Origin of the sequence: Devosia salina, assembly GCF_019504385.1 — a bacterium.
Classification (GTDB): Bacteria; Pseudomonadota; Alphaproteobacteria; order Rhizobiales; family Devosiaceae; genus Devosia; species Devosia salina.
In genome coordinates, this window is sequence record NZ_CP080590.1 from 1,211,322 (window position 1) to 1,231,977 (window position 20,656).

Consider the following 20,656-nt stretch of genomic DNA (forward strand, 5'->3'; position numbering starts at 1 on the left):
TTGTGGGGAGGGATCAAGGGTGGGGGTTCGGCACCTTCAACGGCGCTGCGCATCAATGATGCCCTGCCACCCCCTCAATGCACGTGCGGCCCGCCGATCAGCTGGTGGCCGGCATTGCGTGGCAGCCTGAGGAACAGGGCGGTCGCAATGAACCCAACCGCCGCCACCACGTAGAAGGCGATGTGGAAATCGGCCAGCGCCAGCTCGCCGCCGCCGCGGAGCCGATGGGCGAGTTCCAGCGTGCCGCCACCCAGCGCCACGCCCATGGCGAACATCAGCTGGCCCCAGACCTGGCTCATCACATTGGCCTGGCCGGCATCCTTGTCCTCGATATCGGCAAAGGTGAAGGCGTTCGAGCCGGTCCAGAAGGTGGATTGCCAGAACCCGGTGAAGACCAGGATGGCCAGCATCAGCGGCACCGGGGTACTGGCGTCGTAAAAGCCCATCACCAATATGCCGGCCGCGCCGATGGCGGTAGAGATCACCAGCGGATATTTGAAACCCCAATGGGCAAACATCCAGTTGGCCACGAACTTGGCTGCCAAAGCGCCGATGGCGCCGGCAAAGGTCACCATGCCGCTTTCGAACGGCGTCAGCCCGAAGGACAGCTGCAGCATCAGCGGGAACAGGAATGGCGTTGCGCCCTGGCCCAGTCGGAAGAAAGTGCCGGCCACGATGGTGATGCGGAAATTGCGCACGCTGAGCAGCCTGAGGTCGAGCAGCGGATATTCGGTAGCAAGGGCGTGACGGGTGTAGAAGACTCCCAGCACCATGCCGATGGCAGCGGCGACCACGCCGATGATCGGAGGCAGGGCGGGCAGGCTGATCACCGAGCAGCCAAAGGCGAAGAGTGCAAAGGCCAGCCCTGCCAGCACGAAGCCCTTGCCATCGATATTGCGCGGGCGGTTGCGCTGTTCATTGGGCAGCGCAAAGCTCACCAGCGCAATGCCGAGCAGGCCGATCGGCACATTGATGATGAAGATCCAGTGCCAGGAGAAATAGGTGGTGAGGAAGCCGCCAAAGGGCGGGCCGACGATCGGGCCGATAAGGGCAGGGATGGTCAGCCAGGCCATGGCGTCAACAAGTTGATGGCGCGGCGTCATCCGCACCAGCACCAACCGCGCCACCGGCCCCATCATGGCGCCGCCCATGCCCTGGACGAAGCGCGCGCCGACGAATTGCGCCAGTGAACCGGAAAAAGCACAGGCGATGGAGCCGATCATGAACACCAGCATGGCCACGCGGAACACGCGCCGCGCCCCGAAGCGGTCGGCCATCCAGCTCGAGATGGGAATGAAGATGGCCAATGCCACCAGATAGGCGGTCAGGGCCAGCTTCAGGGAGATGGGATCGGTCCCGATATCGGCCGCGATGGCCGCAAGCGAGGTGGCAATGACCGTGGAGTCCATGTTTTCCATGAACAATGCGGTGGCCAGGATCAGGGGTGTTGCGCGCGACAATCTGGTTTTGGGCCCAGGGGGCCGCTTACTCCTTGGCGATGGCCCTATGGCCGGAAACATTGCTGCCCGCATCGGCCGGCAGCCTGAAATAGATGAGGCCCGCCAGCGCGCTGAGCCCGCCGACAGTGAAAAACGCGATCTGAAAATTGAGTAGCGTCAGATGTCCGCCACTGAAGGCGCTGGTGAGTTCGAGAATGGCGCCGGCCACGGCCACGCCGAAAGCCACCGACAATTGCTGGCCCACGGCCACGATGGCGGTTGCTTGGCTGGCCTCTTCGTCGGAAATGTCCGCATAGCCGATGGCGTTGGTGCCGGTGAAGAAGATGGAGCGCAGCACGCCGCCCGCCAGCAGCACCGCCATCATCACGGTCACCGGCGTTTCGGCCGTGAACAGGCCCTGCGCCGCGATCAGAATGCCGCCAAAGATCGCCGCGAGCCCGAGCACGCGCGGAAAGCCGAACCGTGCAAATACCCGCTCGGCGATGAACTTGCTCATGATCGCGCCAATCGCCGAAATGAAGGTGATGGCGCCAGACTGGAATGGATTGAGGCCGAAGGCCAGCTGCAGCATCAGCGGCAGCAGGAATGGCATGGCGCCCACTCCGATGCGGAAGAACGAGCCGCCGGTGATCGAGGAGCGGAAGAGGCGATGGCGGAACAGTTTCGGATCGAGCAGCGGATAAGGGGTCTTGCGGGCATGCAGCAGGTAGAACAGCGCCGCAGTCACCCCGATGGCCAGCGTCATGTAGCCATAGATGATCGGCAGCGCCGGCAGGCTGATGACCGATAGACCGAACACCGTGCCCGAAAACGCCACCGCCGCGATGAAGAAGCCGACCAGATCGACCGGCCGTGGCGTCCGCTCGTCGGGCACGTTGAGATAGATGCTGGAAAGAATGATCCCGGCAATGCCGATGGGGATGTTGATCCAGAAGATCCAGTGCCAGGAGAGATAGGTGGTGAGGAACCCGCCGATCAGCGGTCCTGTCACCGGGGCGATGAGCGCCGGGATGGTCAGCCAGGCCATGGCCGCCACCAATTCGTTGCGCGGCGTGGTGCGCACCAGCAGCAGGCGCCCCACGGGCGTCATCATCGACGAACCGATGCCCTGGAAGAATCGCGAGCCCACGAAAGTCTCGAGCGAAAATGCGAAGGAGCAGGCCAGGGAGCCGAGCATGAACACGAAGATCGCCAGGCGGAAGATGTTCTTGGCCCCGAACCGGTCCGCCATCCAGCCGCTGATCGGTATGAAGATGGCCAGCGCCACGAAATAGGCCGTCAGCGCCAGTTTCAGCGCGATCGGCTCGGTGCCGATGTCGTGGGCAATAGCCGGCAGCGATGTGGCGATGACAGTCGAGTCCATCTGTTCCATGAACAGGGCGACCGCCAGAATGAGCGGAGTGACGCGGAGCAAGGCAGAAAACCGGATGGGTCGGAGAAGCCGCGAATGCGGCCGCTCCACTATGGGCCGCTCTGCGCAGTCCGCCTAGCCCCAAACGCACAAATCTCTGGCCGAACACGATTTCCTTGAGGTCTCGGCAGCATGGACAGACGCGGGCAAATGCGTCACCCATGGACGTGACGAAATCCCACGCGGTGGCTCCAGCGCCCATGTCCCTGCCAGGCCCGGTTCTTCTCTTGCGCCTTGGCGGCGCCGTGCTCGCCTCTATGGTATTCGGCCTCGTCGCCGCCATGGCTTTCCAGCCCTGGAGCTTCTGGGTGGCGGTGAGCCTGGGCTTCCTGTTCGGGACGGCTTTCATGGTCGGCACCGGTTACCGCATCCTGATCGCGGTGGCGCGCAACCGGGTCGAGCCGTCACCCGTCTCCTGGTCCGGCGCAACGGCGGCGACGGCGCTCTTCGCGCTTCTGCTGGGCGGCGCTGCCGCCTGGCAATCGCTCGAGGTGAGTTATGTCTGGCTGGCCTTCGGCCTAGGCATCAACTGCGCCTACCTGCCCATCAAGACCGCTTGCCTGAAGGTCGGCTGTTGCCGGGCCGTGCGCCCCTTCGTGCTCAAGGACCTGCGCCTCGGTGAAATCGTGCTGTCCATTGCGGTGATCAGTTTGGCCATCGCGCTGTCGCTGGCGGGACTGCAACGCCTGGGTGCCGGTGTCGTCATCGGCGGACACCTCGCCATTCGATTGCTCTCGCGCCACCTGCGCGGGCGCTGGTCGTGGGGCTGGCCGCCATTCACCCAGCCGGGGGCCGAACTGGCACCTTTGGCCGTCCTGATTTTGGTGGTCCCTCTCACCTGATCCGTTTGAACCACCCCGGAGCGGCGCTAAGCTATGATCGTGAAACGATTCGGCATCTCAACATGGATTTGAGAAGCAAGGCCGGATCATCGGGGCAATATTGCATGTTTGGTAATGGTGAGAAGACGTCGCGCTGGGTCGTTCTGGGCGCGTGCGCAGCGGCAGCTGCATCGGGTGGCTGCACCACGACGTCGACCGACGTAGGGGGAGTCATCAATGACTACCTCAAATGGCAGCAGACGAAGGCCTGCCTCGATTCACAGACGAACTTGTGGCGCAATGTCGCCCAGGGCGAAACGCCGGGCATCACTTGCGAAAAGCCATCATATCCCCACTCGCTCTCAGAGAGCGGATCAGCGCCCGTGATCGTCGATCATGGCGGCGGTTATACCCCGCCAGTGTGATTATCGCGGGCTGGTATTAGCCTCCGCCTTTGAACGGGCCGGAAATTTGCGCCTGAGATAGACCAGTGCTGCCGGATGGGCCAGGCATTGTGCCGGCCACCTCACCAGCTCGGCATTAGCCCCTTGCAGACCTTGGCCTCTGCCTTGTGGAGCAGGAACACCTTGTCGTCGAGACCGGGCAGCAGCTCGAAAGTTTCGGCCCCTTCGCCGCCGCCGCATTCGGTTTCGACCCGCATATAGCCATAGGCATCAAGATCGGCGCGGAGATTGCCGGCTTCGTCCAGGCTCAGTTCCATGCCGCCGCCGTCGCAGTCCACGCCGCACCGGACAACCCGTCATAAACCCAGCAGCCGCCGCCGGTCTCGCCCTTGCGGCCATCGCGCAGCGCCACGTCGACGCCGAAATAGTGCAGCCCCTCGTCCTCCTGATCGTATTTGAGAAAGCTCATGGCCAGGGTCATCGCCGTCACCTGCTGGTCGGGATGTGCGGCCAGATGATCGGGGGAATAGATGCGCTGCCAGCAGGCAACGGCACCATCCTCTGCGGGCACGAAGTCGGTCAGCTCGGCGGCCAGGGCCGGCAGGCAAGAGATGGCAAGAAGGGCCGTCACCAGATATAGCCGCTGCATGTCACCCTCTCTCATTCACGCCCGGGCATAATGCCGTGTTCCGGGCACTAGGCAAAGTGTCCCTTGGGTGCTATTGACCCTCGCCAACCTGAACCCGCGAACTCCTCTCCGCCGGTTCATATTCCAACAGCTCTGGTTTTATCAGAAGGCAGGAAGGGTCTGGCCTTGGCGAAGATTATTACTACCATCACCGGCGATGCGGCACTGACCTTCGACGACGTGCTGCTGCAGCCGGCGCGTTCCGACATCCTGCCCACCGAAACCGACATCTCGACCTATGTCACCAAGGACATAGCGCTCAAGCTGCCGATCCTGTCCTCGGCCATGGATACCGTCACCGAAGCCAATATGGCCATCGCCATGGCCCAGGCCGGCGGGCTCGGCGTCATCCACAAGAACCTCACCGCCGAGCAGCAGGCCGAACAGGTTCGCATGGTCAAGTCGTTCGAGAGCGGCATGGTCGTCAATCCGATCACCATCGGTCCCGACGCCACCCTTTCCGACGCGCTGGCCCTGATGGATCGCAGCCGCATCTCGGGCATTCCGGTGGTCGAGAATGGCGGTCGTGGTGGTCGCGCCATCGGCAAGCTGGTGGGCATTCTCACCAATCGCGACGTGCGCTTCGCCTCCAATCCCAACCAGCCCATTTCCGAGCTGATGACGCATGAAAACCTCATCACCGTGCGCGAGGGGGTTTCCAAGGAAGAGGCCAAGGTGCTGCTGCACCGCAACCGCATCGAAAAGCTGCTGGTGGTGGACGAGGACTATCGCTGCATCGGCCTGATCACCGTCAAGGACATCGAAAAGGCCCAGCTCCACCCCAATGCCGTCAAGGACGAGCAGGGGCGCCTGCGCGTCGCCGCCGCCTCCACGGTGGGTGATGGTGGCTTCGAGCGCTCGCTGCAACTGATCGATGCTGGCGTCGACCTTCTGGTGATCGACACTGCTCACGGCCATTCGGTGCGCGTCGCCGAGGCCGTGGAACGCGTCAAGCGCGAGAGCAATTCCACCCGCATCGTCGCCGGCAATGTGGCCACCGCCGAAGCCACCCGCGCACTGATCGACGCGGGCGCCGACGCCGTCAAGGTTGGTATCGGTCCGGGCTCGATCTGCACCACCCGCATCGTTGCCGGTGTCGGCGTTCCGCAACTGGCCGCCGTCATGGGTTGCGCCGAAGAGGCGAGCAAGTCCGGTGTGCCGGTCATCGCCGATGGCGGCATCAAGTTCTCGGGCGATATGGCCAAGGCCCTGGCCGGCGGCGCCTCCTGCGTCATGGTCGGCTCGCTCCTGGCCGGTACCGACGAAGCACCGGGCGAGGTCTTCCTCTACCAGGGCCGCTCCTACAAGTCCTATCGCGGCATGGGGTCGGTAGGCGCCATGGGCGCCGGCTCGGCCGACCGCTACTTCCAGCAGGACGTGCGCGACCAGATGAAACTGGTGCCCGAAGGTATCGAGGGCCAGGTGCCCTACAAAGGTCCCGTCAATGCCGTGCTGCACCAGCTCGCTGGCGGCCTCCGTGCCTCCATGGGCTATACCGGCGCCCACACCCTCAAGGACTTCCGCGAGAACTCGGTCTTCGTCAAGATTTCCGGCGCCGCGCTCAGCGAGAGCCATGTCCACGACGTGACCATCACCCGCGAAGCCCCCAATTATCGCAGCGGGCGCTGATCTGAACACGCTCACTGCGCCATCCTCCCCCGCTCGCGGGGGAGGAGAACCGCCTCGGGGCGGTGGAGGGGGAGCCACAAGCTGTGCGCAACGTGCTGTCTAGGCACAATTCGGCGCAGGCGGCACCCCTCTCCACCATGCCAGGCATGGTCCCCCTCTCCCGCAAGCGGGAGAGGAAAGGTTGGGGCCAAAACTGGTTCAATTCCAGTCCGTTACTGCTTCAACCCGAATCTTTGCCGGAGCTTGAACAATGCCCCTTCTCGACAAGCTGCTGGTCCTCGCCATGGCCGCGCAGGTCTTCCTGGCGCTCGGCCTGGTCTTCTGGCTCGGCTTCGAACGCGTACCGCGCGTCACCCGCGGCGAGATCCGGGTGGCCGACATCGCTGTAGACCGCAGTGCCTATCCACTCAAGGCGCGACTGCTCTCCAACAGCTTCGACAACCAGTTCCAGCTGCCGGTCCTGTTCTATGTCGGCAGTCTGGTCGTCCTGCATTTCGGTCTGGTCGACGCTGTCGTTGTCAGTCTCGCCTGGCTCTTCGTGGTCCTGCGCATTGCTCACGCGGCCATTCACGTCACCACCAATCGCGTCTATCGCCGCTTTGCCTTCTACACCGCTGGGCTTGCCGTGCTGATGCTGTTCTGGCTATGGCTCACCCTTCGCATCCTGTTGCAAAGCTGAGCAGACATGGCCCTGATCTCCCGCATCGACACGATCTTTGTTCCCGCCGCCGACACCGAGGCCGCGGCGCATTGGTACGCTCGCATGTTTGGCTTTGAAGAGATTTTCCGCTCCGCCGGGCATATCGGCATGCGGATCGTCGGCGCCGGTCGCACCAGTACGGCACTCACGCTGATCCCGGTCGACAAGATGCCGGACCAGACCTATGTGGCCTTCAATTTCTTTGCGCCCGATCCCCAGGCCCTGCATACGGCCCTGACCGATGATGGCCGCGAGGTGACCGCGATCAACGCTAATGGCGCCATGAGCTGGTTCGACTTCGTCGACATCGCCGGCAATCGCGTCAATGTCTGCCATTTCCCGGAAAGCTGATCCATGCGCCTCCCCGGCCGTCTCGCCGCCGCCATCGAAGTCCTGACCGATGTGGAGACGCGCAAGCGTCCCGTGTCGGAAGCGCTCAAGGCCTGGGGCCTTAACAATCGCTTCGCCGGGGCAGGGGACCGCGCCGCCATCGGCAATCTGGTTTACGATGCCCTGCGTCGTCGCGCCTCCCACGCCTTTGCCATGGGCAGCGACAGCCCGCGTGCCCTGATCCTGGCCGTCGCCATGCGGGATTGGGGCGAGATGCCCGAGACGCTGAACGCCGCCTTTGCCGATGATGCTCACGCGCCCGATGCTCTCAGCGCTGAAGAAGCGGCCGGCGCCACTACTGACATGTCCGGCGCTCCTGCGGCCGTTCGGGCCGATTTTCCCGAATGGCTGGCGCCCTCCCTCGAACGGGGTCTTGGCGCGGACTGGGTGGCAGAGGGTCATACCATGGCCGGGAGGCCCTCGCTCGATCTGCGCGCCAATGCCCTCAAGGCCTCGCCCGAAAAGGTCATGAAATCGCTGGCGCGCTTCTCGCCCCAGCCAACCACCATCGCCCCCTTCGGCATCACCATGCCGGCGGGGCCCCGCGACGCCCGGACCCCCAATGTCACCACTGACGAGGGCTACCAAAAGGGTTGGTTCGAGGTGCAGGACCAGGGCAGCCAGATCGTCGCGGCGCTGGCCGGCGCGCGTGAGGGCGAACAGGTGCTCGATCTTTGTGCCGGGGCAGGGGGCAAGACCCTGGCCCTCGCCGCCACCATGGGCAACAAGGGCCAGATCTTCGCCTACGATGCCGACCGCTCGCGCCTCGCGCCGATCTACGAGCGCCTCAAGCGCAATGCCGTGCGCAATGCCCAGGTCCGCGCGCCCCAGCCGGGTGCTCTCGATGATCTCGTCGGAAAAATGGACCGCGTTGTCGTCGACGCGCCCTGCACCGGCACCGGCACCTGGCGCCGTCGTCCCGATACCAAGTGGAAGCTGACGCCCGAACTTCTCGCCCAGCGCCAGTCCGAGCAGGCGGCGCTGCTGGTCGAGGCGGCGCGCTATCTCAAGCCCGGTGGGACGCTGGTCTATATCACCTGCTCCATCCTGCCCGAGGAGAACGACGACCAAGTGGCCGCCTTTCTCGCCGCTTATCCCGGCTTTGAAACCATGGACATGGCCAAGGCCTGGCGCAGTGCCCTCATCACTGACTTGCCCCAGGGCCTAGCCACCCCGGGCGGTGGCATTTGCCTCACGCCCCATCGCACCAATACGGACGGATTCTACTGCCACCTGCTGCGCAACAAGGGCTGATGGGCTCCGGCCTCGCATCGCCCTTCGGGGCGAGGGCCGTCGGTTGCGCTGACGAAGCCCATTGAACCACCCGCCGGTTTACCTCGTTCTCTCTACAGTAACCTCTACGGGAGAGCGCCATGCACACCGCCACGACCGACTACCGAACGCCTCAGTCCTGGATCACCCTCGCCGTCTTTCTTGTGCTTGTGATCGGTGTCGGCGGGTTGATCGGTACCCAGTCGGTGCCCGGCGCCTGGTACGAATCCCTGACCAAGCCCCCGCTCAATCCCCCCAACTGGGTATTCGGCCCGGTATGGTTTGCACTCTATGTGATGATCGCAGTGGCCGGCTGGCGCGTCTGGGTAGCGGCACCACAGTCGAGCGCCATGAAGTTCTGGGGCGCGCAGATGCTGCTCAACTGGGCCTGGTCCCCAGTCTGGTTCCTCGCCCAGCAACCCTGGCTGGCCTTCGTCATCCTGGTGGCCATGTGGCTGGCCATCGTCGGCTTCATCCTCGCTTCCCGCAGGCATGATAGGCTTGCCCCATGGTTGTTCGCTCCCTACCTGGCCTGGGTCAGTTTTGCCGGATACCTGAACCTCTCCATCGCCCTGCTAAACTAGCGCTTTCGGGCCGTGCATGGCTCGCGTGGCAGGTGCATGGCTTGATCGGTAACGCCATGCTTGCGGAATCTGGTTGGCGAGGCTAAAGGCTCGCCATGCAGCACCCAGACACCGCCACCCGCAACGATACCATCCTGATCGTCGACTTCGGCTCGCAGGTTACGCAGCTGATCGCCCGGCGCATTCGCGAGACCGGTGTCTATTGCGAAATCCATCCCTTCCAGTCGGCTGGCGCCGCCATGGCAGAGCTCAAGCCCAAGGGTGTGGTTCTATCGGGCAGCCCCGCGTCGACCCTGGATGAAAACGCCCCCACAATCGATCCCGCCATTCTCGATGCAGGCGTGCCGATCCTCGGCATCTGCTACGGTCAGCAGGCGCTCTGCATGGCCCTGGGCGGCAAGGTCGAGGCCGGCCACCACCGTGAGTTCGGCCGCGCCGAAGTCGTGGTGCACAAGACGAATGCCCTCTCCGAAGGTGTTTGGGACCTTGGCACCAGCCACCAGGTCTGGATGAGCCATGGCGACCGCGTCGTCGCGCTGCCCGAAGGCTTTGAGGTCGTCGGCACATCGGCCAATGCACCCTTTGCCATGATCGCCAACGAGGCGCGCCGCATCTGGGCCGTGCAGTTCCACCCCGAAGTCGTGCACACCCCCGATGGGGCGAAGCTCTACGCCAATTTCGTGCACCACATCTGCGGCATTGCCAGCAACTGGACCATGTCTGCCTACCGGCAGAAGATGATCGAAAAGATCCGCGAGCAGGTCGGCACCGGCAAGGTCATTTGCGGCCTCTCCGGCGGTGTCGATTCATCGGTGGCTGCGGTGCTCATTCACGAGGCCATTGGCGACCAGCTCACCTGCATCTATGTCGACCACGGCCTGATGCGGTTGAACGAGAGCGAACAGGTCGTCACCATGTTCCGCGACCAGTTCAATATCCCGCTGGTTCATGTGGACGCAGAAGACCTTTTTGTCGGGGAACTCGAAGGCCAGTCCGACCCCGAGACCAAGCGCAAGATCATCGGCCGCCTCTTCATCGAGGTCTTCGAAGCTGAAGCCAAGAAGCTTGGTGGCGCCGACTTCCTGGCCCAGGGCACGCTTTATCCGGACGTGATCGAATCCGTGTCCTTCACCGGCGGCCCTTCGGTCACCATCAAGTCGCACCACAATGTGGGCGGCCTGCCCGAGCGCATGAACATGAAGCTCGTCGAGCCGCTGCGCGAACTGTTCAAGGACGAAGTGCGCGCGCTGGGCCGCGAACTGGGTATCCCGGAAAGCTTCATCGGTCGCCATCCCTTCCCGGGGCCGGGCCTCGCCATCCGCTGCCCCGGCGGCATTACCCGCGAAAAGCTGGATATCCTGCGTCAGGCCGATGCCGTCTATCTCGACGAGATCCGCAAATCCGGCCAGTACGACAAGATCTGGCAGGCCTTTGCCGTGCTGCTGCCGGTCCAGACCGTGGGGGTCATGGGCGATGGCCGCACCTACGAATTCGTCTGCGCCCTGCGCGCCGTCACCTCGGTCGATGGCATGACCGCCGATTTCTACCAGTTCGACATGAACTTCCTTGGGCGTACGGCCACCCGCATCATCAACGAAGTCCGCGGCATCAACCGCGTGGTGTATGACGTGACGTCCAAGCCGCCCGGCACGATTGAGTGGGAGTAGCCACCGGCGGCGCCACGCGCCGCAAAATCAGTCCGGCGGACTGATTTTAGGTGGCTACGCCCGGAGAGCTATGCTCGCAGGGCTCAGGTCCTTAACGGGCACAATCGAATTCCACCCGGCTCGCCTCGGCGAGCCGGTTTGCATTCCCGGGGCCGCATGATAATGCTCCCCCTCAAATTCTTTCGACGCTAGGCCTTCCATGTCCAACGAGAACATCTTCAACGAAATCGACGAGGAACTGCGCTCCGATCGCATGCGGGCGCTGTGGCGTCGGTTTGCCCCCTTCGTCATTGGCGGCGCCATCGCCATCGTGGCGCTGGTGGCCGTCAATGAAGGCTGGGCCTGGTACACGTCCAGCCAGTCTGCAGCGGCTTCGGAAAAGCTCTATTCCGCCCTGGATGCGGCCGGTGCGGGCAATCTGGACGATGCGCAGGCCCAGCTCGATGCCCTGGCCGCCGAAGGCTCGGGTGGCTATCCGGTGCTGGCCGAGTTCCGCAAGGCCGCACTCCTTGAGGAGGAGGGCGACACTGCCGGCGCCGTCGCCGCCTATGATGGGCTGGCCAACAGTCAGTCCAATCCACGGTTGCGCGAACTGGCGCTGCTGCTGGCCGCCAATATTCTGGTCGATACCGGCACTCTGAGCGATGTGGAGGCGCGTGTCGCGACGCTGGCCACCGATGATGGTCACATGCGCCGCGTCGCCCGGGAATTGCTGGGCCTGGCCCAGTACAAGGCTGGCGACTACGCCGCTGCCCAGGCCAGTTTTGAAGCTGTCATCAACGATCCGCTCGCGCAGTCGGCGGTGCGCAACCGTATGGCCTATTATCTGGCGCAAATGCTCTCGGCAGGGACTGTCGCTCCCGAAGAGCCGGCCGAAGCTGCGGCGGAAGCCATCGATGCGATTGTGCAGGGCGATGCTCCGGCCGACGTCGCGGCTGAGCCCGCCGCTGAACCCGCCGCCGAATAACCGGCCGGCCGAGAGGATACCGCCATGACGGTCACACTTGCCATTGTCGGCCGTCCCAATGTCGGCAAGTCGACTCTTTTCAATCGCCTCGTTGGCCGCAAGATTGCCCTGGTGGACGATACCCCCGGCGTCACGCGTGATCGTCGCGAGGCCGAGGGCCGCATCGCCGATCTCACCTTCAAGGTGCTCGACACCGCCGGGTATGAGGACGTCAAGGACGGCAGCCTCGAAGACCGCATGCGCCAGCAGACCGAACTGGCCATTCGCGAAGCTGATGTCATCCTGTTCATGATCGACGCCCGCGCCGGCGTCGTGCCGCTCGATCAGCGTTTTGCCCAAGTCCTGCGCAAGGCCGGCAAGCAGGTGCATCTGGTCGGCAACAAGGCCGAGAGCAGCTCGGCCGAAGCGGGCCTCGTTGAGGCCTTCAAGCTCGGCTTTGGCGAACCCATACCGCTGTCGGCAGAGCATGGGCTGGGCCTCTCCGAACTCTATTCGATCGTCTCGGCCGCCATCGACAAGGCCGAAGAGAAGAAGGCAGCCGAAGCCGCCGAGGGGAGGGACCCGGCAGCAGACCTCGACATCATGCCCGAGGTCGATGTCGACATCACACCCGACATGCTCGAGGGCGAGGGTGAAGACGCCACCCTGCGCTGGAACCCCCGCCGCTACCTCAACGTCGCCATTGTCGGTCGCCCCAATGCCGGCAAGTCGACACTGGTGAACCGCATGGTCGGGGAAGACCGCGTGCTGGTCGGCCCCGAGGCGGGCATCACGCGCGACAGCATCCTCGTGCCCTGGGAATGGGAAGGCCGCACCATCAATCTCGTGGATACCGCCGGTATCCGTCGCCGCTCCCGCGTCACCCAGAAGCTTGAAAAGCTGGCCGTTGGCGACAGCCTGCGCTCCATCCAATATGCCGAAGTCGTCGTGCTGATGCTCGACGCCACCATTCCCTTCGAGAAGCAGGATCTGGCGCTGGCAGACCTCGTCGAACGCGAGGGCCGTGCCATGGTCATCGCGCTCAACAAATGGGACCTGATCGAGGACAAGAACAAGACGCTGTCCGAACTGCGCGAGGCCTGCGAGCGACTCTTGCCGCAATTGCGCGGCGTGCCGCTGGTGACCCTTTCCGGCCTCACCGGCAAGAACATCGATCGGTTGATGGACGCCATATTCGAGATCGAACGCAGTTGGAACGCCCACGTCTCTACCTCGCGTCTCAATCGCTGGCTCGCTGGCATGACCGAGAGTCATCCGCCGCCGGCTGTGTCGGGTCGCCGTCTCAAGCTGCGCTACATGACCCAGGCCAAAACCCGGCCGCCCAGCTTCATCGTCTTCGCCTCGCGGCCCGATGCCGTGCCTGCGTCCTATCAGCGTTATCTGGTCAATGGCCTGCGCGAAGCATTCGATATCAAGGGCACGCCCATCCGCATGTGGCTTCGCGGTGGCAAGAACCCTTACGCGGACAAGAAGTAGGGTCCGCCTGGGAGGCGCTCTGTCCGCCCATCGGCCTATTCACTTGTCGCCCGCTTGCCCTATAGTGCGCACGTCGTAACACCCCGCCATTGGTCGCGGCGTGCCATTTTCGCAGTTTGTTGCTTACAGAAATCATCATCGTCGTCGTTCTTATCCTCGTGAACGGCGCCCTGGCCATGTCCGAACTGGCCGTAGTTTCCTCCCGTTCCGCCCGTCTCAAGGTCATGGCCGACCAGGGTAATCAGGGCGCGGCCACGGCAATCAAGCTGGCTGAAGATCCGGGCAAGTTTCTGTCCTCTGTACAGATCGGCATCACTCTGGTCGGCATCCTGTCTGGTGCCTTCTCCGGCGCCACGCTCGGTCTGCGCCTCACCGCATGGCTCGAAGCGCTCGGCATGCCTGACAACATCGCCGATGTCGCCGGCGTCGGCGTGGTTGTTGTGTTGATCACCTATGGCTCGCTGATCCTGGGGGAACTCGTGCCCAAGCAGGTTGCCCTGCGCAATCCCGAAGCCGTTGCCGCCCGCGTCGCCCAGCCCATGGCCATTCTGGCCCTGGTCGGCACCCCTATTGTCTGGCTTCTCGACATCTCGGGCAAACTGGTGCTGCGACTGCTGGGGCAGTCCGGCGCCTCCGAGGATTCCGTGACGGAAGAGGAAGTGCGTACCATCATTGCCGAGGCCACCACCGCTGGCATTCTGGAGCACGAGGAGCACTCCATGATCTCGGGCGTGATGCGCCTTGCGGACCGATCTGCGCGCGGCATCATGACCCCCAGGCTCGATGTGGTGACGATCGACCTTGAGGACACCTATGAGGAAAGCCTCAAGACCATGCTCGAGACCACCCACACCAAGGTGCTGGTCCAGGAAGGGGACGCTGATTCCATCATCGGCGTCCTGGCCCTGTCTGACCTGCTGCCAACACTGGCCGCTGGCCGGCAGCCGGATTTGAGGAGCCTGGTTCGACCAATGCCCGTGGTCATGGAACATGCCGACGCCCTCGACGTGGTCGAAACCATGCGTGAGGCGCGGGCCCAGATGGCCCTGGTGGTCGATGAGTACGGACATTTCGAGGGCATTATCACCTATGGCGATGTGCTCGAGGTAATCACCGGCGTCTACAACGAGGAGCCGGGTGACGAGCCTGCCCTGACGCAGCGCAAGGATGGTTCATGGCTGGTGGCCGGGTGGATGCCCATCCACGACTTCAGTGACCGCTTCAAGGTGGATGTTCCCAGGGACGCTCGCTACGAAACCCTGGCCGGGTTCGTTCTCTCTCAGGTCAATCACATGCCGGTGGCCGGTGAGAGCTTCGAAAGCGACGGCTGGCGTTTCGAGGTTGTGGACCTGGACGGGCACCGCATCGACAAGGTTCTGGTAACGCCGCTTTCGGGCTAAAGCGTCATCCCGAACCAGACGACACCCGGCTCTTCGCGCTGCGGCGCAAATCCGCTGCGTGTCCAGAAGGCGATGCCGCCTGTATTGCTGGCGCTGGCGCCAAGGTGGATGCCGGTTACGCCACTCGCCCTGGCCTTGTCGATCCACAGAGCGAGGAGGCGCGTGCCGACGCGCTGTCCGCGGAGGCGCGGCAGGAGGTTCATATGGATATGGGCTGGAAAGCTGGCGACGAGATCAGCCGGCGAGTGGGCGGGTCGCAATATCGAGGCAACACGGCCGCGGTCGGCCTCGGTCAGGTCCTGCGCATCGGCATAACGTGACCGCAGGGCTGGCCACCAATCGCGTTCCAGGCGCGCGGCGAAGGCGTCGGTGTCATGGGTGCCAACGACATAGCCCGCCACGCCCTGCTCATCCTCGGCCACAAACACGTTGTGCGGCTCAAGCACGCCGTAAGGCGCCGCATAGATGTGACCCACCAATTGCGGGTCATTGTGCAGCGGTGTTGCATCGGCGCCCGCATCCCCTGTTTCGAGGCAGATGCGATAGAGCGCATCAAGGTCTTCGGGGGAATAGGGGCGCAGGTTGAGCACGGTCAGATGTTTTCGAAGGCGCCGGTGCCGACGTCGAACAGGCGGCCGTTCTCGGTGAGAGCCGGGCTCAGCATGTCGATCAGAAGCGGTACGATTTCGGCCGGCATGGGCAGCGTGTTGGGGTCCTCGCCCGGCATGGCCTTGGCGCGCATGGCGGTGCGGACGATGCCCGGATAGAACACGTTGGCGCGGACCTTGGTCGTGGCGACTTCGCCCGCATAGGATTTCACCAGCGCGTCGAGTGCCGCCTTGCTGGCAGCATACAGCCCCCAGAAGGGACGCGCCGAGCGCGCCGCACCGGAGGACACAAAGACCGCGCGCCCAGCGTCCGACTGGCGCAACAGCAGGTCGAGCGAACGCAGCAGGCGGTAGTTGGCGGTGACGTTGACAGCAAGCACCTTGTCGAAATCGTCTGGCTTGATATGCGCCACCGGGCTCAGCACGCCCAGTTGCCCGGCATTGGCAACCAGACCATCCAGGCGTCCCCAGCGCTCGAAGATCGCCGCGCCCAGCCGGTCGATGGCATCGCCGTCCCGCAGGTCAAGCGGTACGAGTGTGGTCGAACCGCCATCGGCCTGGATGGCGTCGTCGAGCTCTTCCAGCCCACCCACCGTGCGGGCCACGGCGATGACGTGGGCGCCGCGCCGCGCCGCCTCGATGCCAGCGGCATAGCCGATGCCGCGCGACGCGCCGGTAATCAGGACGACCTTGCCGGCCAGCTCTTTGGTATCAGTCATTAACCCGCTTCCTTGAGCAGCGAAATCTGCTTGGGATCGCTCATGGTGCGGCCATGCAGATCGGTCAACTGCGTCGGATAGTCGCCAGTGAAATAGTGGTCGGTGAACTGCGGCGCCTTGGGATTGCGCTTCTCGCCGCCCACGGCCTGGTAGAGCCCGTCGATCGACAGGAACGCCAGAGAATCCGCGCCGATATAGCGGCACATTGCGTCGAGGTCGCCATACTGGTTGGCCAGCAACTTGTCCGGATCGGGCGTGTCGATGCCGTAATAATCCGAATGGAAGATCATCGGGCTGGCGACGCGGATATGCACCTCGGTGGCGCCGGCGTCGCGGATCATCTGGATGATCTTGACCGAGGTGGTGCCGCGCACGATGGAGTCGTCGACCAGCACCACGCGCTTGCCGGCGATTTCGGCACGATTGGCCGAATGCTTGAGGCGCACGCCGAAGGCGCGGATCTGCTGGGTCGGCTCGATAAAGGTGCGGCCCACATAGTGGTTGCGGATGATCCCCAGCTCGAACGGAATGCCGCTCTGCTGGGCAAAGCCGATCGCCGCAGGGGTGCCGCCATCGGGGACCGGCACGACCACGTCGGCGTCGACCGGAGATTCCTTGGCCAGGTTGATGCCCATGTTCTTGCGCGCCGTATAGACGCTGCGACCCGACACCATGCTGTCCGGGCGGGCGAAATAGACGTACTCAAACAGGCAGGGCCGCTCCGGCACGGGGCGGGCGGGCTTGCGCTCCTCAATGCTGATCGAGCCATCGGGCTGCATTTCGCAAATGATGACCTCGCCATTCTCGACGTCGCGCACATATTTGGCGCCGACAATGTCGAGGGCACAGGTCTCCGAGCAGAAGATGGGCTTGCCATCGAGTTCGCCCATGACCAGCGGGCGAATGCCGACCGGATCGCGCGCCGCAATCAGCTTGGTGCGGGTCATGGCCAGCATGGCGTAGCCACCCTCCATCTGCCGGATTGCATCGATGAAGCGATCGGTGCTGGAGGAATGGCGCGAACGGGCGATCAGATGCAGCACCACCTCGCTGTCGGAGGTCGATTGGCAGATGGCGCCCGTGGCAATGATCTGGCGGCGCAGCGTCAGGCCATTGGTGAAATTGCCATTGTGGGCAATGGCAATACCGCCCACTTCCAGTTCGGCGAACAGGGGCTGCACATTGCGCAGCGCGACTTCGCCGGTGGTGGAATAGCGGGTGTGGCCGATGGCGATGTTGCCGGGAAGCTTCGCCAGCACGGCGGGGTCGGTATAGTGGTCCCCGACCAGGCCCATATGCTTTTCCTGGTGGAACTGACGCCCGTCAAAGCTGACGATACCCGCTGCCTCCTGGCCGCGATGCTGCAGGGCGTGCAGGCCGAGCGCCGTCAGCGTGGACGCGTCGCCATGCCCCAAAATGCCAAACACGCCGCACTCCTCGTGCAGCGTGTCTCCATTGAGATCGAAATCGTCATCGTTCCAATGGGTCACCGGGCTCTCCATGCGAAAAACGCTTCGCTTGCCAATAGCGCAATTCGGGGTCGGCCACCAATGACAAGTGCACGCGGCCGGTATGAGGCGGGTGCGCTGCTGCCCGCCTCAAAAAGGGTCAGGCTGCCGGATCGACCACCGGATCGGTTGGATCGACCGTGCCATCGATACTGGGGTCGGCTTCGCCGCCCTCAAGCGGGGTCGCCGGGGCCTGCGGATCCTCGGTCAGGTTGGTGCCACCACCGCGCAGGATATCGGTCGCCCACTCTTCCATCCCTTCGGGCAGCATGGAAACCAGCGTGTTGCCCATGTTGCGCAGATAGGGCAGTGACTGGGCGTTCGACGCCCATTCAGGCAGATTGTTCGGCATCAGCCAAAGACCGAAGATGGTCACCACCACGGCAATCAGCACGCCGCGCAAAACGCCAAACACGAAGCCCAGCGTGCGGTCGATCGGCCCGATACGGCTGTCCACCACGAAGTCTGCAATGCGCATCGTGAGCAGGTGCAGCACGATCAGCGACACGATGAAGCTCACCAGCACCGTGGCGATATTGGCCACGATTTCCTCGGCAATGTACTGCTGCGCTATGTCTGCGTGGAAGAAGTACATGTAAACGGCAATAGCGGCCGAACCGGCCCAGGTTGCCAGGGACAGAACTTCGCGGGTCAGGCCTCGCGCAGTGGCCAGGATTGCCGAGATCAGCACCAGCACACCCACAGCAACGTCGAACGCAGTCAGCATATGATTTCGCCTGTTTCCTTGCCGCCCCGGCTTATTGGCATGGGACCGGAACGTGGCGACCACTCCCGGACAGTTCAGCATGCCCAACAAAAGCTAGAGCGCTCGGCCACCGGCCGGATAGCGCTCTTGCCGGACCTTTAGCGACTTTGATGCGCCCTGCCAAGCCTAGCCTTTGCATGCTCGACCGATCTCCCCGGAAACACTTTGTTTACCAGCCCTCCGGCTCCGGCTCGGGCATTGGGCGCTTGCCCTGGGCCGCGATACGGCTGACCATGTCGCTCAATTGCGCATATTCCGTGACCTCAAGCCCCGAGGCGCGGTCGGCCTTGCCCAACTTGCCGGTCACCACGGAACCGAAGCCCAGTTTCTCGGCCTCGCGCAGGCGCAGCGCACCATGCACCACCGGGCGTACGCCGCCGGCCAGCGAAATCTCGCCGAAATAGACCGCGTCGGCAGGCAGGGCCGCTCCGGTCAGCGAGGAGATCAGCGCCGCTGCCACCGCCAGATCGGCTGCCGGCTCGTTGATTTTCAGCCCGCCGGCGACGTTGAGATAGATGTCATTGGCGCCGATACGCACCCCGCAGCGCGTCTCAAGCACCGCAAGAACCATGGAGAGGCGCGAACTGTCCCAGCCCACCACGGCCCGGCGCGGCGTGCCGAGCGGGGAGGGTGCCACCAGCGCCTGGATTTCGATGAGCAGCGGGCGCGTGCCTTCCATGCCGGCAAACACTGCCGAGCCGGCCGCGTCCTTGTCGCGCTGGTCGAGAAAGAGCGCGGAGGGATTGGCGACCTGCTCAAGCCCCCGCTCGGTCATGGCAAAGACGCCGATCTCGTCGGTGGCGCCATAGCGGTTCTTCACCCCGCGCAGGATGCGGAAGGTGTGGCTGGAGTCGCCCTCGAAATAGAGAACGGCGTCGACCATGTGCTCGACCACGCGCGGCCCGGCAATCTGCCCGTCCTTGGTGACGTGACCGACCAGCACCACGGCGGCGCCGCTCTTCTTGGCCAGCCGGGTCAGCGCCTGGGCCGAGGTGCGCACCTGCGTGACGGTGCCCGGGGCGCTGTCCACGCGGTCGGTCCACAGGGTCTGGATGGAATCGATGATGACGAGGTCCGGCGGCGGGCCATTCTCCAGGGTCGCGAGAATGATCTCGACATTGGTTTCAGCGGCCAGCAGGACACCGGCCTCGCCCAGCCCGAGACGTTGCGCACGCAGACGCACCTGCGCCACCGCCTCTTCACCCGAGACATAGATGACGCGCTTGCCCCGCGCCGCCAGCGCCGCCGCCGATTGCAGGAGCAGTGTCGACTTGCCGATGCCCGGGTCGCCGCCCACCAGCAGGGCCGATCCCTTGACGAAGCCACCCCCGGTCACGCGGTCCAGTTCGGCGATGCCGGTGACGACGCGCGCGGCACTCTCGGTCTCCCCCGAAAGCGGCACAAGATTGGCAGGGCGGCCATTGGATTTGGCGGCCTTCGGGCCGGCACCAACACCGGAATCCACCAGTTCTTCGACTATGGTGTTCCATTCGCCGCAGGCATCGCACCGCCCCTGCCATCGGCTCGAAACGGCGCCGCACGACTGGCAGATGAATTGGGATCGGTTCTTGGCCACTTATGCTTTCTCCCGCGCCGTGGCCCGTTCGGCCAGCTTGCGTGTGGTGTTCCAGTTGCGGGCCGTGTTGAGGCCGCACAGCCTGTCGATCTTGCGGATGAGCTTGCCCGATTGCGCCACGTCCTGTGAGAAATCCACCATCAGGTGGTCCGCCACGATATGGATAGCCTCCGGGCCATCGTGCTCCTTGATCAAGCCAAAGTCCGGCTTGGCCGCAGCAAAGAAATAGACGCCGGTTTCCGCCGGCCGGTTCTGCGCTGCATCGGCAATCGGGTCCGCCTTGACCAGCCGCCGCAATTGCGCCGGCGTCCGGACAATGGCCGCAACATTCTCGCCCAACCCGAAATGGCGCAGGACCGGCTCCATCGCCTTGCGCGCGGCCGCCGCCGTCCCCTCGAAGCCGGCAATCATGTTGCCGGTGTTGACCAGTGTTTCGGGCGCCACGAATCCAGCTCGTTCGGCGGCCTCCCGCCATTGCGCCATGCTCATCAGCCGGTGTGTCGCCGGGCCGATGGCGCGCAGCAGGATGACGTAGAGGGGAGGAGAGCTGGGCAAGTCGAATCCGGACGTTGAGTGGGCGCGAGGCTAGCAGTCAACTCGGGGGTGAGGC

The 20,656-nt window shown here is 64.1% G+C and carries 21 protein-coding genes; 11 read left to right on the forward strand and 10 right to left on the reverse strand.

Annotated elements, in window-relative coordinates; genetic code table 11:
* Nucleotides 1–74: 74 nt before the first annotated feature.
* A complete protein-coding gene (locus tag K1X15_RS05720; protein WP_220306541.1) occupies nucleotides 75–1,460 on the reverse strand; it encodes an MFS transporter in 1,386 nt (461 codons plus the stop codon).
* A 25-nt stretch (nucleotides 1,461–1,485) separates the two neighbouring features.
* Entirely contained in the window at nucleotides 1,486–2,874 is a 1,389-nt protein-coding gene (locus K1X15_RS05725) for an MFS transporter (RefSeq protein WP_220306542.1), read from the reverse strand.
* Nucleotides 2,875–3,071: 197 nt separating this feature from the next.
* On the opposite strand from K1X15_RS05725, the gene K1X15_RS05730 reads away from it, so the two are divergent.
* Entirely contained in the window at nucleotides 3,072–3,713 is a 642-nt protein-coding gene (locus K1X15_RS05730; protein WP_220306543.1) for a hypothetical protein, read from the forward strand.
* Between the two features lie 62 nt (nucleotides 3,714–3,775).
* Nucleotides 3,776–4,117 (forward strand): hypothetical protein, encoded by a 342-nt coding sequence (locus K1X15_RS05735; protein ID WP_220306544.1) that lies wholly within the window; start codon nucleotides 3,776–3,778, stop codon nucleotides 4,115–4,117.
* 101 nt (nucleotides 4,118–4,218) lie between these two features.
* Here K1X15_RS05735 and K1X15_RS05740 read toward each other — a convergent pair whose 3' ends face one another.
* Together K1X15_RS05740 and K1X15_RS05745 are read right to left on the reverse strand one after the other, a co-directional pair.
* The gene (locus tag K1X15_RS05740) at nucleotides 4,219–4,413 is read right to left on the reverse strand and encodes a hypothetical protein (RefSeq protein ID WP_220306545.1); all 195 of its coding nucleotides are present in this window, start codon (nucleotides 4,411–4,413) and stop codon (nucleotides 4,219–4,221) included.
* Nucleotides 4,404–4,745 carry a hypothetical protein gene (locus K1X15_RS05745; RefSeq protein WP_220306546.1) on the reverse strand — a complete coding sequence of 114 codons (342 nt, stop codon included), beginning with the start codon at nucleotides 4,743–4,745 and terminating at the stop codon, nucleotides 4,404–4,406. Before K1X15_RS05745 ends, K1X15_RS05740 begins: the two co-directional genes overlap by 10 nt.
* Nucleotides 4,746–4,910: 165 nt before the next feature.
* Between K1X15_RS05745 and guaB the strand changes: the two genes are divergently transcribed.
* The 9 genes from guaB to K1X15_RS05790 all read left to right on the forward strand — a co-directional run bounded on the left by guaB (nucleotide 4,911) and on the right by K1X15_RS05790 (nucleotide 14,869).
* Nucleotides 4,911–6,413, forward strand: a complete 1,503-nt coding sequence (gene guaB / locus K1X15_RS05750) for an IMP dehydrogenase (RefSeq protein WP_220306547.1) — start codon at nucleotides 4,911–4,913, stop codon at nucleotides 6,411–6,413.
* 250 nt (nucleotides 6,414–6,663) lie between these two features.
* Nucleotides 6,664–7,092, forward strand: a complete 429-nt coding sequence (locus K1X15_RS05755) for an MAPEG family protein (RefSeq protein WP_220306548.1) — start codon at nucleotides 6,664–6,666, stop codon at nucleotides 7,090–7,092.
* A gap of 6 nt (nucleotides 7,093–7,098) precedes the next feature.
* On the forward strand, nucleotides 7,099–7,464 hold the full coding sequence (locus K1X15_RS05760; protein WP_220306549.1) for a VOC family protein: 366 nt from the start codon (nucleotides 7,099–7,101) through the stop codon (nucleotides 7,462–7,464).
* Nucleotides 7,465–7,467: 3 nt separating this feature from the next.
* A complete protein-coding gene (locus tag K1X15_RS05765) occupies nucleotides 7,468–8,757 on the forward strand; it encodes an RsmB/NOP family class I SAM-dependent RNA methyltransferase (RefSeq protein WP_220306550.1) in 1,290 nt (429 codons plus the stop codon).
* Between the two features lie 119 nt (nucleotides 8,758–8,876).
* Entirely contained in the window at nucleotides 8,877–9,359 is a 483-nt protein-coding gene (locus tag K1X15_RS05770; RefSeq protein WP_220306551.1) for a TspO/MBR family protein, read from the forward strand.
* 95 nt (nucleotides 9,360–9,454) lie between these two features.
* Nucleotides 9,455–11,026: a glutamine-hydrolyzing GMP synthase gene (gene guaA, locus K1X15_RS05775; RefSeq protein WP_220306552.1), complete on the forward strand. Its 1,572-nt coding sequence runs from the start codon at nucleotides 9,455–9,457 to the stop codon at nucleotides 11,024–11,026.
* Nucleotides 11,027–11,225: 199 nt separating this feature from the next.
* Nucleotides 11,226–11,993 (forward strand): tetratricopeptide repeat protein, encoded by a 768-nt coding sequence (locus tag K1X15_RS05780; protein WP_220306553.1) that lies wholly within the window; start codon nucleotides 11,226–11,228, stop codon nucleotides 11,991–11,993.
* A gap of 24 nt (nucleotides 11,994–12,017) precedes the next feature.
* Nucleotides 12,018–13,469: a ribosome biogenesis GTPase Der gene (gene der / locus K1X15_RS05785; protein WP_220306554.1), complete on the forward strand. Its 1,452-nt coding sequence runs from the start codon at nucleotides 12,018–12,020 to the stop codon at nucleotides 13,467–13,469.
* Nucleotides 13,470–13,603: 134 nt separating this feature from the next.
* On the forward strand, nucleotides 13,604–14,869 hold the full coding sequence (locus tag K1X15_RS05790; RefSeq protein ID WP_220307449.1) for a hemolysin family protein: 1,266 nt from the start codon (nucleotides 13,604–13,606) through the stop codon (nucleotides 14,867–14,869).
* On the opposite strand, the gene K1X15_RS05795 is transcribed toward K1X15_RS05790, so the two are convergent.
* From K1X15_RS05795 to K1X15_RS05820, 6 genes are all read right to left on the reverse strand, one after another.
* Nucleotides 14,866–15,459: a GNAT family N-acetyltransferase gene (locus tag K1X15_RS05795; protein ID WP_220306555.1), complete on the reverse strand. Its 594-nt coding sequence runs from the start codon at nucleotides 15,457–15,459 to the stop codon at nucleotides 14,866–14,868. The two genes, K1X15_RS05790 and K1X15_RS05795, sit on opposite strands and share 4 nt — an antisense overlap.
* A 2-nt stretch (nucleotides 15,460–15,461) precedes the next feature.
* Nucleotides 15,462–16,196, reverse strand: coding sequence for an SDR family NAD(P)-dependent oxidoreductase (locus K1X15_RS05800; protein ID WP_220306556.1), 735 nt, complete (start codon nucleotides 16,194–16,196; stop codon nucleotides 15,462–15,464).
* A complete protein-coding gene (gene purF / locus K1X15_RS05805) occupies nucleotides 16,196–17,698 on the reverse strand; it encodes an amidophosphoribosyltransferase (RefSeq protein WP_220306557.1) in 1,503 nt (500 codons plus the stop codon). The genes K1X15_RS05800 and purF overlap by 1 nt, the downstream gene beginning before the upstream one ends.
* A gap of 106 nt (nucleotides 17,699–17,804) precedes the next feature.
* Nucleotides 17,805–18,431, reverse strand: a complete 627-nt coding sequence (locus tag K1X15_RS05810; protein ID WP_220306558.1) for a CvpA family protein — start codon at nucleotides 18,429–18,431, stop codon at nucleotides 17,805–17,807.
* Nucleotides 18,432–18,639: 208 nt separating this feature from the next.
* A complete protein-coding gene (radA, locus tag K1X15_RS05815) occupies nucleotides 18,640–20,046 on the reverse strand; it encodes a DNA repair protein RadA (RefSeq protein ID WP_220306559.1) in 1,407 nt (468 codons plus the stop codon).
* Nucleotides 20,047–20,601, reverse strand: a complete 555-nt coding sequence (locus tag K1X15_RS05820) for a DUF1697 domain-containing protein (protein WP_220306560.1) — start codon at nucleotides 20,599–20,601, stop codon at nucleotides 20,047–20,049.
* Nucleotides 20,602–20,656: the final 55 nt, after the last annotated feature.

What these genes read in the sequence shown, in the direction of transcription:
- K1X15_RS05755 (WP_220306548.1), top strand. Translation starts at nt 6,664, where the DNA reads ATGCCCCTTCTCGACAAGCTGCTGGTCCTCGCCATGGCCGCGCAGGTC.
- K1X15_RS05770 (WP_220306551.1), top strand. Translation starts at nt 8,877, where the DNA reads ATGCACACCGCCACGACCGACTACCGAACGCCTCAGTCCTGGATCACC.
- K1X15_RS05730 (WP_220306543.1), top strand. Translation starts at nt 3,072, where the DNA reads ATGTCCCTGCCAGGCCCGGTTCTTCTCTTGCGCCTTGGCGGCGCCGTG.
- K1X15_RS05765 (WP_220306550.1), top strand. Translation starts at nt 7,468, where the DNA reads ATGCGCCTCCCCGGCCGTCTCGCCGCCGCCATCGAAGTCCTGACCGAT.
- guaA (WP_220306552.1), top strand. Translation starts at nt 9,455, where the DNA reads ATGCAGCACCCAGACACCGCCACCCGCAACGATACCATCCTGATCGTC.
- K1X15_RS05735 (WP_220306544.1), top strand. Translation starts at nt 3,776, where the DNA reads ATGGATTTGAGAAGCAAGGCCGGATCATCGGGGCAATATTGCATGTTT.
- K1X15_RS05800 (WP_220306556.1), bottom strand. Translation starts at nt 16,196, where the DNA reads ATGACTGATACCAAAGAGCTGGCCGGCAAGGTCGTCCTGATTACCGGC.
- K1X15_RS05745 (WP_220306546.1), bottom strand. Translation starts at nt 4,745, where the DNA reads ATGCAGCGGCTATATCTGGTGACGGCCCTTCTTGCCATCTCTTGCCTG.
- K1X15_RS05740 (WP_220306545.1), bottom strand. Translation starts at nt 4,413, where the DNA reads ATGGAACTGAGCCTGGACGAAGCCGGCAATCTCCGCGCCGATCTTGAT.
- K1X15_RS05810 (WP_220306558.1), bottom strand. Translation starts at nt 18,431, where the DNA reads ATGCTGACTGCGTTCGACGTTGCTGTGGGTGTGCTGGTGCTGATCTCG.
- K1X15_RS05780 (WP_220306553.1), top strand. Translation starts at nt 11,226, where the DNA reads ATGTCCAACGAGAACATCTTCAACGAAATCGACGAGGAACTGCGCTCC.
- der (WP_220306554.1), top strand. Translation starts at nt 12,018, where the DNA reads ATGACGGTCACACTTGCCATTGTCGGCCGTCCCAATGTCGGCAAGTCG.
- purF (WP_220306557.1), bottom strand. Translation starts at nt 17,698, where the DNA reads ATGGAGAGCCCGGTGACCCATTGGAACGATGACGATTTCGATCTCAAT.
- K1X15_RS05760 (WP_220306549.1), top strand. Translation starts at nt 7,099, where the DNA reads ATGGCCCTGATCTCCCGCATCGACACGATCTTTGTTCCCGCCGCCGAC.